At 61.9% G+C, this 15,363-nt stretch carries 9 protein-coding genes; 2 read left to right on the top strand and 7 right to left on the bottom strand.

The window, feature by feature from the left end; translation table 11 throughout:
- Positions 1-42 precede the first annotated feature (42 nt).
- On the top strand, positions 43-1,101 hold the full coding sequence (locus E4J93_RS05495; protein ID WP_147588463.1) for a ribonucleotide-diphosphate reductase subunit beta: 1,059 nt from the start codon (positions 43-45) through the stop codon (positions 1,099-1,101).
- A 248-nt stretch (positions 1,102-1,349) separates the two neighbouring features.
- On the opposite strand, the gene E4J93_RS05490 is transcribed toward E4J93_RS05495, so the two are convergent.
- The 7 genes from E4J93_RS05490 to E4J93_RS05460 all read right to left on the bottom strand — a co-directional run bounded on the left by E4J93_RS05490 (position 1,350) and on the right by E4J93_RS05460 (position 14,685).
- Positions 1,350-6,131, bottom strand: coding sequence for a discoidin domain-containing protein (locus tag E4J93_RS05490; RefSeq protein WP_147588462.1), 4,782 nt, complete (start codon positions 6,129-6,131; stop codon positions 1,350-1,352).
- 272 nt (positions 6,132-6,403) lie between these two features.
- Positions 6,404-9,382: an ATP-dependent helicase gene (locus E4J93_RS05485; RefSeq protein WP_255431932.1), complete on the bottom strand. Its 2,979-nt coding sequence runs from the start codon at positions 9,380-9,382 to the stop codon at positions 6,404-6,406.
- A 237-nt stretch (positions 9,383-9,619) separates the two neighbouring features.
- Entirely contained in the window at positions 9,620-9,961 is a 342-nt protein-coding gene (locus E4J93_RS05480) for an arsenate reductase family protein (protein WP_147588461.1), read from the bottom strand.
- 219 nt (positions 9,962-10,180) lie between these two features.
- Positions 10,181-10,849 carry an ATP-binding cassette domain-containing protein gene (locus E4J93_RS05475; protein WP_147588460.1) on the bottom strand — a complete coding sequence of 223 codons (669 nt, stop codon included), beginning with the start codon at positions 10,847-10,849 and terminating at the stop codon, positions 10,181-10,183.
- Entirely contained in the window at positions 10,836-11,963 is a 1,128-nt protein-coding gene (locus E4J93_RS05470; protein ID WP_147588459.1) for a hypothetical protein, read from the bottom strand. Before E4J93_RS05470 ends, E4J93_RS05475 begins: the two co-directional genes overlap by 14 nt.
- 249 nt (positions 11,964-12,212) lie before the next feature.
- Positions 12,213-13,529, bottom strand: coding sequence for an NCS2 family permease (locus E4J93_RS05465; RefSeq protein ID WP_147588458.1), 1,317 nt, complete (start codon positions 13,527-13,529; stop codon positions 12,213-12,215).
- A 199-nt stretch (positions 13,530-13,728) separates the two neighbouring features.
- Entirely contained in the window at positions 13,729-14,685 is a 957-nt protein-coding gene (locus tag E4J93_RS05460; protein ID WP_147588457.1) for an undecaprenyl-diphosphate phosphatase, read from the bottom strand.
- Positions 14,686-14,919: 234 nt separating this feature from the next.
- Between E4J93_RS05460 and E4J93_RS05455 the strand changes: the two genes are divergently transcribed.
- Positions 14,920-15,357, top strand: coding sequence for a universal stress protein (locus tag E4J93_RS05455; protein ID WP_147588456.1), 438 nt, complete (start codon positions 14,920-14,922; stop codon positions 15,355-15,357).
- The last annotated feature ends 6 nt before the right edge of the window (positions 15,358-15,363 follow it).

Raw genomic sequence — 15,363 nt, 5'->3', positions numbered from 1 at the left:
CCCCCGCGCCATCAGACAGCACCGCACGCAGAAGGAGGACCCATGTCCATCGACCCCGCAGCCGGGCTCGCGCCCAAGCCGCTCTTCAACCCCGACGGACCCACCGACGTCGCCGCGCGCCGCATGATCGGCGGCGACACCACCAACCTCAACGACTTCAACAACCTCAAGTACCCCTGGGTCTCCAGCTGGTACCGCCAGGCCATGAACAACTTCTGGATCCCTGAGGAAATCAACCTCATGCAGGACGTGAAGGACTACCCCAACCTGTCGCCCGACGAGCGCGCGGCATACGACAAGATCCTGTCGTTCCTGGTGTTCCTCGACTCGCTGCAGACGGCCAATCTGCCCAACATCAGCGAGTACGTCACCGCCAACGAGGTGAACCTCTGCCTGCACATCCAAGCGTTCCAGGAGTGCGTGCACAGCCAGAGCTACAGCTACATGCTCGATACCATCTGCAGCCCCGAACAGCGCAACTCCATCCTCTATCAATGGAAGACCGACGAGCGCCTGCTCGCGCGCAACACCTTCATCGGCGAGCGCTACAACGAGTTCCAGCAGAAGAAGGACGGCGCCACGCTGCTCAAGGTCCTCATGGCCAACTACATCCTGGAGGGCGTGTACTTCTACTCGGGCTTCATGTTCTTCTACAACCTCGCGCGCATGGGCAAAATGCCCGGTAGCGCGCAGGAGATCCGCTATATCAACCGCGACGAGAACACGCACCTCTGGCTCTTCCGCAGCATCATCCTGGAGCTGCAGAAGGAGGAGCCCCGGCTCTTCACCGACGAGGCGGTCGCCGAGCTGCGCGCCATGCTCGAGGAGGGCGTGCGCCAGGAGATCGCGTGGGGCCACTACGTCATCGGCGACCACATCCGCGGCCTCACCAAGCAGATGGTGACGGACTACATCCGCTACTTGGGCAACCTGCGCTGGAGCTCGCTGGGGTACGGCTACCTCTTCGACGACAACCAGCGCGAGCCCGCCGATATGGCCTGGGTCTCGCAGTACAGCAACGCTAACATGGTGAAGACCGATTTCTTCGAGGCGAAGTCGACCGCCTACGCAAAGTCCACGGCGCTCGTCGACGACCTGTAAGACCCGCGACGACCCGCCCGCTTCGATAACGCCCCCCGATCATTCGCACGGGACTATACGAGCCGCGCCCGCATGTCGCCATCGCGATGCGGGCGCGGCTCGTTTTCGCATCGCCGCCATGTTGGGCGACCACGAAGAGGATTCGCATGCAGGGGATGTTCGCAGGACCGCGAGCCATAAAAATAGGGATGGAACCCGAGGGCTCCATCCCTATTGCTTTATATAAGCACGGCGCCTAGGCGCTGGGCTTACTTGCGGCGACGAGCGCGCGCGTAGCCAGCTGCCAGCAGGCCGCTGCCGCCCAGCATGGAGAGGGCTGCAATGGCCATGGAGGCGTCGCCGGTCTGGACGAGCGAGTCGCCCTTGTTGCCGCCGTCGGGCTTACCGGGCTTGGCCGGCTTGTCCGGGTTCACGGGCTTGTCCGGGTTCACGGGCTTGTCGGGATCGACCGGCTTGTCGGGGTCGACCGGAGGCTTCGGATCCTCGTTCTTCTGGAACTTGGCGACGAGCTCCAGGTCGGAGGTCACCTTGGTGGAGAAGTCGAAGTCCTTGCCGTCGAGCTGCCAGGCCACGAACGTGTAGCCGTCCTTCACCGGATCGGTTGCGGGCTTGGTAGCGACCTTGCCCTCCTCGACCGTCTGGGTCTCGACGACCTTGCCGTCGGCCTTGAACGTCACGGTGAACGTCTCGGGCTTGGGCTCGGGGGTCACGCCGCCGTCGACGCGCTTGAAGCGGGCCTCGAGCGCAACGTTGTAGGCGGTGGGAACCTTGTAGGCCAGGTCCTCGGACACGGGCTCATCGGAGCACGGAGCGAACCAGCCCACGAACTCCAGCTTCTCGCCGGGCTTCGCGGTCATGGTGAGCTCGCTGCCGGCCTTGACCTCGGCGCGGTACACGGACTTGGAATCGTCCAGGTCCTTGCCGGTGCCGGTCACGACGCCGTCGACGGGCTTGCCGGTGGCAAGATCGAGCGTGCCGTCCTCGGCCGCAGCGTAGCTGTTAGCGGCAACGTAGACGGTGTTGGTGGGAACCGGCTTGTTGGCGATATCGAACTCGGAGACGGCAACGTACTTGTTGTTACCGTGCTCGTTGGCATCGGTGATCTCGAGCCTCACGCCGTATACCTTCTGGGTGTCGAACGTGAAGACCTTCTTCTTGGAATCATTTGCGAAGACCTGATCGGTAGCGACCTTCTCGAACTCGCCGTCAGCAGACTTCTTGAGGAACAGGCTGGCCTTGGTGATGCGACCGCTGCCGGTGCCGTCCTGGCGCGGGGTGAACGAGAACTGGTTGATCTCATAACCCTTGCCGAAGTCGATCTCGGCCCAGATCATGGGCGTGACCTTCAGGCTGCCGTTGACGTTATCGCTCGTGGCGGCCTTCCAGTTGGAATGCCAGATCGTAGACGCATTGTTGTCGAACGCATGCTCGATGTGGCCGCCAGCGCTCTCGCCCGTGAGGGTCTGGGAGTTGGTCTTGCCCTTCCAGGCAGCCTTGTTGTACTGGTCGACAGCCTCTTCAGCCTGAGCAGGCTTCACCACGACGTTGTCGATGCGAGCGGCGATGCCGTTCTCCTTGGAGCCGATGCGCTCGAGCGGCATGGTCAGGGTGGCGTGCTCGATGCCGTCCTTCTTCACCATGTCGTGATCGAAGAAGCGACCGGTTGCGGTGCCGACCTTCTCGCCGTCAACGAAGAGCGTCGTCTTCTGGGTCTCGGCGCGCAGCATGATGCTGACCTTCTTGCCCACCGGGAGCTTGTAATCGAAGTAGTAATCGTACAGCTCGCGGGTGAAGCCGAGCTTGCCGTTGTCCATCACGCGGATGTCGAGGGTGCCGTACGGGGCGTCGGCCTCGAAGAGGACGTCGCCGGGGCAGGCGGGCTCATCGAGCGTGATGTCGAAGGACAGCTCGGTGCCGGTGGCGATCTTCTGGATCGGGGAGGTCACGTAGGAAGCGCCGCCCTCGAGGACGAGCTCGCCCTTCTTGACCTGTGCCTTGGCGCCCTCGGTGAGGTTGCGGCCGTTCTGGCTGGAATCCTTCAGACCGTTCTCGAAGGTGTACTCGGCGTAGGTGTCACCCTTCTTGGACACCTTGCTGTAGGGGTTCACGCGCGGAGCATCGCCGGTGGTCTCGACGATCTCGTACAGCTTGTTGAAGCCCTCGTCGCCGGCACCCTTCTCCTGACCGGTGGGAGCCCAGTTGTTCTCGGCGTAGACCGGCATCGCATCGAAGAAGCGCGCGTACTCGTCGGCCTCGGTGAGACCGCAGGCGTTGGTATCGATGTTGTCGTTCCAGATGGCGAACTCGGCACCCAGGATCTTCGGATCGCTGGCGGGGAGGACCCTACCGCCGAAGTTGTTGGGATCGAAGCTCTTGTAGAGGCTCTTCGTGTTCAGGTAGTCACCATAGGCGCCGCGGTTGCCGCCGCCGTTGGGAACCATGTAGCCGTAGCTATCCAGGATGTTGATGAGCGAGAAGCCCTTCTGGTGCATACGGATGGGGTTAGCCCAGCCAAGCGACCAGATATCCATCTGGACACCGGTGCACAGCACGGAGCCGTCGGCCGGCTCGGTGCCGCCGCCCGCGAGCCAGGAGCTGTCGAAGCTGCCCCACACGCGCGGCGTGTTGCCGTTAGCCTGCAGGTGCGGAACGAGGTCGTTGTAGAACTCGCAGTACACCGGACGGCCGTTGGGGATGATGAACTCGTCGGCACCGATGTGCACGACGGTCTCGTCGTCGAAGACCTCGTTATCGCCCGTGGTGTAATCGTCGAAGATGCTCTTGATGAAAGGCATGGTCTTCGGGTTGCGAAGATCCAGGTGGTCGACGGCCCAACGGTCGGCAGGACGCGTGGTGACCGTCGCGTCCATAACGGCGAGCTCGGGGAATGCACGCGTGAACGCGACGGCGTGCGCGGGCATATCGATCTCGGGAACGATGTTCATGCCGTAGGAGCGCTGCGTCTTGATGAAGGAACGCATCTCATCCTTGGTGATGAAGTAGTCCTTCGCCGTAGCGGTCTCGCCGGTCTTCTCGTTCTTCACGCTGCTCTCCAGACGGAACGCAGCGTACGCCTTCTCCAGAGCCTCGTCGTCGGACTTGTAGTTCTCCAGGAAGATCAGGTTGTCGGACAGATGAAGCTGGAAGTCGTTCATCTTGTAGTAACGCATGGTGCGGGCGGTCATCTCGACCATTTCGAGCGAGATGGGCTTGCGCGCGATGTCCCACATGAAACCACGGATCGGGAAGCGCGGATAATCGCGCATCTGGCCGACGGGGAAGCCATCGGTCTCGGTCTTGGTCATCTGCAGGATGGTCTGCATGCCGTACATGTTGCCGGTGACGGACTGCGACTGCACGTTGATGCGGTCGGCCTGGATGTCCATCGTGTAGCCCTCGTCGCCGAGGATCTTATCGCCCTCGGGCGCGCCGAAGGTGAAGTTGAAGGCGCCGGCCTGGGCGGCACCCTTCACGACCTTGAGCTCGGTGCCGGTGAAGTCCTTGTAGTCGGCAACGAACTCCTCGACGACGGCCTCGAGCTCGTCAGCCTGGTAGGTCACCTTGGTGAGCTTGCTCAGCGCAACCTTGGCGGTGGAGTTGGAGAACCACTCCTGGATCTCGGGGACCACCACGGGACGGGCGTTCTTGCCCTCGGCCTGGGTATTCTTGCCCTTGATCACGTAGTTGAGGTCGCCCGTGGTCTTCTTGGCGCCGGTCTTGGTCTCCGTAACGGTCCAGGAGATCTTGACGTCCTTGTCGGTGAGCGGATGCACGACGGTGCGGTCCGCAGCGACGACCTGCTCGAAATCGCAGCCGTTCAGCGCGACGGTGAAGCCCTCGGGAACGACGGGCTTCGGCAGCTGCGCGGCATCGGCCTCAACGGTCACGTTGTTGGCGATCTCGGATACGACCTGGTCGAGCGTCTTCACGGCGGTGCGGTCGTTCGAGTACGCCTCGAGCTCGACGACGGACACGCCGTTCCACGGGCTCGTGCCCGCAGCGATATCGAAATTGGTCAGACGGACGGCCGTCGCGACGACGTCCTCGCTCAGCAAGACGTCGACGTTGGGGGTGTAGCCCTCGCCGCTCTTCTTATTGGTAACGGTCTGGAGCTTCGTCCAGGCATCGCTACCGGGAGCCTTGTACTGGATGTCGAACGCCTTCACGTTGCTGGGGGCAACGGGGTTGGAGCCGCGATCCTCGAACTGAACCTTGAAGAAGCGGACCTTGGTGGCCTTCTCGAACGTGGAGACCAGGTAGGTGCGCTCGTCCTTGCCGGGCTTCTGCTCGCCGCTGGACCAACGGGTGCCCTTGTCGCCGTCGCCCGCCTTGTCGGGGGTGAGGGTCGGGGCCTCCTGGCCGCTTGCGGACATCGTGGACTTACGAACGTGGTTGACGTCGGCAGTCTCCTCGATATCGAGCTTCTCGTTGGAATACGCCTCGAGCTCGACGACGGACACGCCGTTCCACTCGGTGGAACCGGCAGCAACATCGAACTTGGTCAGACGGATAGCCTTGGCCGTAATAGCGGTCTTGAGGTCGACGGTGACCTCGGTGGCGAAGCCGCCGGTCGAGCCGCTGGTCTTGTTGCTCACAACCTGGGCGGTCTTCCACTCGGAGCTGTTCGCATCCTGATACTGCAGCTCGAAGCCCTTAACGTTGCTGGGCTTGATGTCGACGTCGCGGTTCTCGAACGTCACCTCGACGCGCTTGATGAGCGTCGGGACCTTGAACGTTGCCGAAAGGAACGTCTTGTCGTCCTTGGCGGGCACCTGGGTACCGCTGGACCAACGGGAAGCCTTCTCCTTGCTTCCATCGTTGGCCTTCTCGGCACCGAGCGTCGGCGCCTCGGAAGCGCTTGCCTCCATCGTGGCCGTGCGCACGTGGTTCACGCCCACCGTGTCCACTACGGTGTCAGCCGCGTAGGCCACCCCGAGCGGAACGGCGAGCAGCGCGAACGCCACAGCCACTGCAACCGCAGCGACCATGCGCGTCAGCGAGAAACGCGCGCCCTTTCCAGACATGTGCATGCCTTACTCCAATCTGCGAACACCTCACCGCCCCACCCTCCAGGGCGCAGCGTTCACATAGGTAATCCAATCTAGGTTATTGGTATAAAGCAGATAGCAATGCACATTTTCGGCGAAAGGCCCTACTGGTTCCACAAACGGTATCAGAAACCGCCCACCCGTAACGCCAGCAGGTTTCCTAGGTGCCGCGGATCGGTCCGAAAGCGGGGGCGCACCTTAGGGTGGCGCGTCCCCCGCTTGAAGGCCGAGATGCGGTGCCCGGGGAAGCCGCCCTAGAGTTTGACGATGGGAGCGAACCCCTTCATAAGCTTCTTCGTCTGCCCGCTTTTCTCGAACTGCACCTCGATCATGTCGCCGGATGCCGACACGACCGTACCCGGACCGAACGTCTTATGGCTCACGTGGTCGCCCGGCGCGAAGGTCTCGGCGGCCTTCGCCGCATCGGGTCGACGCTGCTCGACCGCGGGCGTGGCGGCAGCCTTGCGCGGCCGCGCGGCGCCGGAGCCCGACCCGAAGGTCGCGGGCTTGCGCCCGGCGTCCGGACTCACGCCCGTGCGGCGCTGCGTACGACCGGTCGAGCGCGTATACGAGCCAAAGACGCTGCCACCGTACTCGCTGCCGGTGCCGGAACCGTAGGTTCCGCGACGATCGCCGCGCTTCTCCCAGCCCACGCCCTCGAAACCGGCCGAACCAACGCCGGAGAACTCGATGTCCTCGGCGGGGATCTCGTTGATGAAGCGCGAACGCGGATTCGCCTGCGTCGAACCGTAGGTACGGCGCGTCGCCGCGTAGGTGAGGAACAGGCGCTTGCGCGCACGCGTGATAGCGACGTAGGCCAGGCGACGCTCCTCCTCGAGCTTGCCCGGATCGTCGTCTCCCCCGAAACCGCCCACATGCGGGAAGATGCTCTCCTCCATGCCCGCCACGAAGACCACGGGGAACTCCAGCCCCTTGGCCGAGTGCACGGTCATCATGGTGATGGCATGCGAGTCGCCGGCAAGGGAGTCGAGGTCGCTACGAAGGGCCAACCACTCGAGCAGCGCCGGCAGCGCCTTGCACGCCAGCGGTCCGTACGTGCGCTCGAGCTCGGCCGCGGCGATGACGGCCGCATTGGGCCCCTCGCCCGCCGGCTCCATGGCGGGATCGGCCGGTACGCCCCCGAGCGCGGAGCCCGCCGATGCCAGGGCGGCGTTGAGCGGCATGCCGGCGCCCGTGGGCAGCGCCGCGGCACTCACCGCGCCAACCGCGCCTGCGGGAACGTCCTGCGGTACATCGGCCAGGCCCGCGGCACGCAGCTCGGCCAAGCTCTCCAGCGTACCCTCGATGTCGTCGTGCGTCTCCTCGAATTCCGCCGCAACGCCCAGGAATTCCTGGATGTTCTCCATGCGGCCCTCGGCCTCCATGGTACCCTCGGCGCGAAACGCCTGGATGAGACCGGAACGATCGACGATGGCATCCACCACGTCTTTGAGTTCGCCGTCCATGCGGCGCCCCTCGCGCACGATGTTCACGAAGGCGCCCAGAGCGTTGCGCACCTTGGCCGTGAAGCGCCCGGTCTCGGCGCACGCGAGCTCGCAGGCCTGGAAGAACGAGCATCCGTTCTCGGCCGCAAGCTGCTCGATCTTCTCGATGGAGCTGGAACCGATGCCGCGGCGCGGCGTGTTGATCACGCGCTTCACGCTCATCTCGTCCGCCGGGTTCACGATCATCTTGAGATAGGCCATCACGTCGCGAATCTCGGCGCGGTCGAAGAATCGCGCGCCGCCCACGATCTTATACGGCACGCCGGCGCGCAGGAACATATCTTCCAGCACGCGCGACTGCGCGTTGGTGCGGTAGAACACGGCCATGTCGTCGTAGCTCACGCCCGCGTCGTGCTGCTTGTCGATCTCGCCCGCGATCCAGCGGCCCTCGTCGCGCTCGTCACCGGCCTGGTACGCCTGGATCTTCTCGCCGTCGCCCAGCGCCGTGAAGAGGCGCTTGTCCTTGCGGCGCGAGTTGTTGCGCACCACGGCGTTCGCCGCGTTGAGGATGTGCCCGGTAGAGCGGTAGTTCTGCTCGAGCTTGACCACCTTGGCCTGAGAGAAGTCCTTCTCGAAATCGAGGATGTTGGAGATGTCGGCGCCGCGCCAGCTGTAGATGGACTGGTCGTCGTCGCCCACGACCATGAGGTTTTGGTACTTGGCGGCAAGCAGGTTGGCGATCTCGTACTGGACGTGGTTGGTGTCCTGGTACTCGTCGACGCTGATGTAGCGGAACCGCTCCTGGTACTTCTCCAGTACCTCGGGGCGCGTGCGGAACAGCTCGAGCGTGCGCACGAGCAGATCGTCGAAGTCCATGGCGTTGGCGGCGCGAAGGCGGCGCTCCAGCTCCAGGTAGACCTGGGCGGCCTTGCGCTCCTTGGGATCGTCGGCGCGCTCGAGCATCTCCTCGGGGCCCACCATGGCGTTCTTGGCGGCAGAGATCTTGCCGCGAATCATGTTAATGGGGAAGTTCTTCTGGTCGATGTCGAGGCCCTGCATGATCTCGCGCACCATGCGGCGGGAATCGTCATCATCGTAGATGGTGAACTGCCCGGAGTAGCCCAGCAGGTCCGCGTCCTCGCGCAGGATGCGGACGCACATGGCATGGAAGGTGCACACCCACATGCCGCGCGTGGCGTCGGGCAGAAGGGCGCCCAGGCGCTCGCGCATCTCGGCCGCGGCCTTGTTGGTGAAGGTGATGGCGAGGATCTGCCAGGGGCGCACACCCAGGTCGGCGATCATATGCGCGATGCGAAAGGTGAGCACGCGCGTCTTGCCGGAGCCGGCGCCGGCGAGCACCAGCAGCGGGCCCTCGGTGGTGGTAACGGCCTCGCGCTGCGCGGGGTTGAGCGAGTCGATATCCACCTTCGGCAGCTGCGGGCGCGGGCGCGGCGCGGCTGCCTCGGGGGCGGCGCCATAGGCATCGAGCGGCACGAGGTCGGGCTCCGGGGCCGCCGGCACGGGCGCGGGCGCCTCCCACGGTAACGGCGTCGGAGCCGCAGCAGGCGCGGGGGCAGCCGTCTGCCACGGCAGCGGCTCGGGCGTCGGCGAGGGCGCTGCATCGCCGAACAGCGAGCCCTGAACCGCCCGGGGCGCCGGGGCGGCAGCAGGACGCGACGGCGACGCAGGCGAGGCCTTCTCCCACGGATACGCGGGGCGCGTCGGCTGTTCGGCTTCGCCCTGCTGGGCACTCATATTCTTCTCCCACGGATACGGCTGGCGAGGCATGGACACTCCTTGGACTCATTCACGCGGCCCGCCCGCATGCGAGCAGACCCCTCATTTGAACCCACTTAGTATACCGAGCCGTACCAACGCGTCCGCCGCACGCGGGCGCGCCTACCGTTTTCCCACGCGACTCCGCCTCCGCCGCGACGGCTCCCGCGCCAACGCCATGCCCGCGCGCCCGTCGTCTCGCGCACCGCGCCCGTTCGTCACAGCTCCCGCACGCGTCCCACTTGCGAGCTACTCCCAGCCGCCCCATACATCGGGCTGGTAACCCACGGTGGCCTGCCGCCCATTGCGCACGATGGGCTCGCGCAGCACCTGCTGGTTCTCCAACAGCTTCTCGAACTTCTGGCTCTCGGCCAGGTAGGTGATGAGCGCCACGGTGTCTTGGTCCTTGGCACCTGCATCAAGCACGCCGTCGATGCCGCCCACGCAGCGCATCACGCTCTCGAGCTCACCTTTGCTCATCCCCTTCTCCTTAAGGTCGATGAACTGGAACGTGATGCGGCGCTCCTTGAACCAGCGCTGCGCCTTCTTGGTGTCGAAACTCTTCTTGGTCCCGAAGATCTGGATGTTCACAGTCTTCCCTCCTTCGTGGCGACACCTACGGTCGCGATGCATTTCTACTCTTTTGAAATAATACGGGATGACCGTCCGTTGACAGCCATCCCGTCTACAAGAGCTCTCATTTCAGAAGATGCGTGCGGCAGGCTATATCGCCCAGGTCCCACCGAGCCCGCTCACCAGACCCTGTACTCACACTTGTTGTCACTTCTTCCATAGAAAGATGATTGTCATCTACGAGTACAGCTGTAGATAGCGCTCCCTGCTGTCCGTCACCTCCTCTAAGCGGAGTTCGCCATCCACTAGAAAAGCAACAGAATCGCATAACGCATCGATATCGCTCATGATGTGCGATGAAATGATCACGCCCTTCCCCTGCTGCTTTAAATCGAGAACGATCCGACATGCGAGCCGAGATCGAATGGGATCCAGTGCATTCATCGGCTCATCAAGCAGCACGTACGGCGCATCTGATATCCATGCTAGAGACAGGTAGAGAATCTGCTCCTGCCCCTGCGAAAGAGCCTCGACCCTTTTGTTGGAGTACGCTTCCATGTGGAACAGCTGCAGCGTACTATCAACATCGGAATGCGATTTCCAGGCAGATCGAACTAGCTCCAGAGTCTCCCGCACGGTCAGCCTTCGGTATAAATCGCGTCCGGTTCCTGCGGAGTAAAAGAAATGAGCAAGATAGCCCGAATAGCTTCCGTAACCAGCTCCATCGGCTTCGACTTTCCCGCAAATCCGAATTCCCGGAGCGGCGACGAGCGCGTTCATGAAGGTTGTTTTACCCGATCCATTTGGACCTACAAGCCCAAGAGCGGTACCTGGTTTCAAATGAAGCTTCTCCACATGACAAGAATGACCGCCTCGCTTAATGGAAACATCCTCAAGTAGCAGCATTTCTACGACCCCCCTTATATGCAGCACATACAACCACCCCAAGCAGAACACATGCAATCACAAATGCGCAGGCGGTAAACAAGATCAAATCCAAGTCGATCAAGATGTGAGCATTCTCGATATCAGCAACATACGAAAAGCCGCCGAACACTCGGTTGAAATCAAACACAGCAAGAGGAGAAGAATAAAAAGCCCCCATCGCTGCATCTCCAAGACCAAAGAAAAGAGGGGTCATTGGAAGCAAAGAAAAACCTACAAGGATGAGGAGGGAGACAAAAGCCCAGCCATCGCACCTGAGAAATAGGCCCATCAGAGCCGCGCTCAAACTGGAAACCAGCAAAACTGACGTAAAAGATTGGGCAAGAGAGAGTCCGACGGTACTCTCGGTCACCCCGCCGCCCTGGAGCATAGCCACCGGGTACTCAAGGTAGCCGATTCCGTTATACGCCAACGCCGGAAGGCAGATGATGAAGACGACCGCGCTATATAAAACGACAGAATTCCCTATCGATAGCAAGAGGTACGTGAAATACCGCCTGCCTGCCGGTATTGGAGATCGAAACAGAATGGATGTAGACATCCAAACCGACCGACTCTTCCAGCAAACCAAAAATGCAAGACAAAAGAAGACCGGTGACGGCACTTGTGAAAACAAGAAAGAAAGGTAATACGCTGCAGGCAGCTCTCGAGCCGAGGCAAACAACCCAGGCTCTCTCATATCCGAAAGGCGCCCAGCAATAGAGGCACAGAAATCGCCCACGCCATCGTCGCCGACAAGATACCCCGCACCACGCTCTTCAGCCTGGAGCCCCTCCAGGTCGTCTACAGCCTTGTAATACAGAACAGACCCTGGACTTTGCGCCAAAATCCTACCGTACGCCTCGGATTCACGCCCAAGCAGCTCCTGCAGACCAGAGGGAGCAGTATCATATGCGCCCGCAAGCATCCCATCCGATAGGATCTGCTGCTCCATTTTAAAGCGCTCTGGCGAAAAATTATAATTGCTCGTCGGAGTAGCAAGAAGAAACGGCATAAGTCCAATTACGCATAAAATCACCACGCCTATCCATATGCCCCTGTCTCTTAAGAGATTGCTTTCAAGATAGCGAATCAATCTGACCTCCAATCATTAACGAGTGAGGTCACTTTATCACAGTAGAGTCCCAATGGCGTCTACGCGAATAACACTTTACGAATTGCTTACGCAATAGTGTTATATAGAGAATTCTGTATATTATCTGCAGCGATCAAGCGAATGATAATCAACCAAACGAAACTATAGCGCCCATTATCGCAAAAGAAGCCCTGGCACGCCGCAGAAGGGCGTGCCAGGGCACGGAGTGTAACTCGTTGTTCGCGCTTGCTAGGCGATCATGAACGAGATGATGAAGGCGATGTCGACCACCCAGGTGAGCGGCTTGATCTTCTTGATGTTACCGGTGCAGGCGGCCATCACGGTGTAGGTGAGGAAGCCCAAGCCGATACCGATGGAGATCGAGTAGGTCAGCGGGATGCCGATGATGGTCATGAAGGCGGGGATGCCGTCGAGCGGGTTGGTGAAGTCGATGTCCGCCACGACGTTCATCATCAGGAAGCCAACCATGACCAGCGCGCCACAGGTCGCGGGCGCGGCGATCATGCCCACCAGCGGCGAGAAGAACGCAGCGAGCAGGAAGATGATGCCGGTCACGATGGAGGACAGGCCGGTGCGGCCGCCGTCGGCGGCGCCGGCGGAGGACTCGACGAAGGTGGTGCAGGAAGAAGCGCCCAGCAGGCCGCCCACGGACGCGGCCAGCGAGTCCACGATCAGGATCGGACGGATGTCCTTGACGTTGCCGTCCTCATCGAGGAAGTCGCCCTGCTTGCCCACGGCCACGGCGGTGCCCATGGTATCGAAGAAGTCGGAAAGCATGATGGAGAAGACGAACACCAGCAGCGTGGGGTTCACGAACACCTTGACGATAGCCATGCCGGAACCATCGGCAGCCTGCTGGAAGGGTGCGCCGAACGTGGTGAAATCGGGCATGGAGACGATGCCCTCGGGCAGGGCGGTGACGCCCAGGGGAATGCCCACGACGGCAGCGATGATGATGCCCCACAGGATATAGCCCTTGATCTTGAACACATAGAGCATGAAGGTGACCACGACGGAGATCATGCCGACGAGGAAGACCGGGTCGTACACCGAGCCGAAGGTGATGAGGGTGGCTTCATCGTTCACCACGATGCCGCCGTTGATAAGGCCGAGCAGGGCGATGAAGATGCCCAGGCCCACGGCGATGGCGTGGCGCAGCGAAACGGGCACGGCGTCCATGATAGCCTCGCGAAGGCCGCACAGCACAAGCGCCAGGATAACCAGGCCCTCGAGCAGGATGACGGCCATGGCAACCTTCCAGTCGCCGCCGGCGGCAGCGGTGAGCGAGAACGCCACGACCGCGTTGATGCCCATGCCGGAGGCGCAGGCGAGCGGACGGTTGGAGAACAGGCCCATGAGGATGGTCATGATACCCGCGGCAAAGCAGGTGGAGGTGACGGCTGCGGAGACCGGGATGCCGGCCGCCGAGAGCAGCGCGGGGTTGACCGCGATGATGTATGCCATCGCGAGGAACGTGGTGATACCAGCGCGGACCTCGGTGCCCAGGCTGGAGCCACGCTCCGTGAACTTGAAGAATTTGTCCATGCGTTACCCTTCTATGGCGAACAAAAAACTGCTTCACCATAGCAGAACGCGGGCACATTGTGTTCCTCGTATGGAAAACACTCGTAAAAGTATAACAGCAGCTACACGCTGTAAAAGACTCCCAAACGCAGCGGGACCGCAGGCACCTTACGTCCTGCGGCCCCGCGCGCTCGTTCGCGCTTTCCCGTATGAAGAGCGCCTACGCCAACCCGAGCGCCGGCGCGATGCCGAAGAAGTACGCCAGCACGATCACGCCCAGCACGATGCGGTAGACACCGAACACCTTGAAATCGTGACGGCGGACGAAGCCCATGAGCCACTTGATGGCGAGCAGCGACACGATGAAGGCCACGGCGCAACCCACGCCGAGGATGGCCAGACCGCTGGGGTCGAACACGCCGCCCTTGAGGAAGAACTTCACGAGCTTGAGAAAGCTAGCGCCGAACATGACGGGTATAGCCAGGAAGAACGTGAACTTGGCCGCAACGGAACGCGTGGTGCCCAGCAGCAGGCCGCCGATGATGGTGGAACCGGAGCGCGAGGTTCCGGGGATAAGCGAGAGCACCTGGAAGCAGCCGATGCCCAGCGCGGTCTTATACGACAGGTCGTCCAGCGAGGTGATGGAACCGAAGTCGCTTTCGGGCGTGGCGTCGGCGACGGCAGGGGACGCCGCAAAATGCGCGCCGGCGGGGCGAGCGCCCGGAGCAGGCCGACCAGAGGCGAGGCGCGCCGCGAGCTTCTTCGCGCGCCAGTTCTCGATGAGGATGAACGCGATGCCGTACACGATGAGCGCGGCGGCGACGACCGTCGAGCTGTAGAGATGCTCTTCCATGAAATCGTCGAGCGGGATACCGATGATCGCCGCGGGGAGGCAGCCCACGATGATCTTGCCCCACAGGCTCCAAGTGCTGCGGCGCTCCTCGCGGTCCTTGCCGAAACCGAAGGGGATGAGATCGCGGAAGAACAGCACGCACACCGCCAGGATGGCGCCCAGCTGAATGACGACCAGGAACATGTTCCAGAATTCCTCGGTCACGTTGAGCTTGATGAACTCGTCGACCAAGATCATGTGGCCGGTCGACGAGATGGGCAACCACTCCGTGATGCCCTCGACCAAGCCGAGGAACGCAGACTTAAGCAGCTCGACGATGTCCATCGGCGCCTCCAATCGACGGCGCGCCCGAATACCCAGCGATGCGGACCCGCACAATATGTTTGAACGTGTCATTCATTATCGCCCAGGCGGAGCCGCTGCAAGAAAAATGCGGATTCGTTCACGGAATAGAGAGGTTCCCATGCAACATATGGGTATATGTTTAGCTAGGTAAAGCGTCAGCAAACGTTGGTGACCAGCAAACGCTCGCCGGCCACCGGTTGACAGGAGGATCTTATGAACGAAGGGTATTCCAAGATCTTTGTCTCGCTCGACGGCACCGAGCAGCAAGACTTCGTGCTGGCACGCGCCATCAAGGTCGCGGCGAACAACAACGCGAAACTCGTCATCGGCCACGTCATCGACTCGACCGCGCTCGAATCCGCCGGTTCCTACCCCGTCGACCTGGTCAACGGCCTAGAAACCGCCTTCCGCAGCTCCATCGCGGACCAGGTGGCCGAAGCCGAGGCCAACCCGGACATCCCCGAGGTCGAAGTCGTCATCCGCGCTGGACGCATCCGCGAGACGCTCAAGGACGAGATGCTCGACGTGATCCAGCCGGACCTCGTGCTGTGCGGCGCACGCGGGCTGTCATCCATCAAGTACGCGCTGCTGGGGTCGATCTCCACGTTCCTGCTGCGGAACACGGACTGCGACATTCTGGTTGTGAAATAGGTTCGG

The organism is Collinsella sp. BA40 (assembly GCF_008014645.1).
Lineage (GTDB): Bacteria > Actinomycetota > Coriobacteriia > Coriobacteriales > Coriobacteriaceae > Collinsella.
This window is presented reverse-complemented; position numbering and strand designations above follow the sequence as displayed.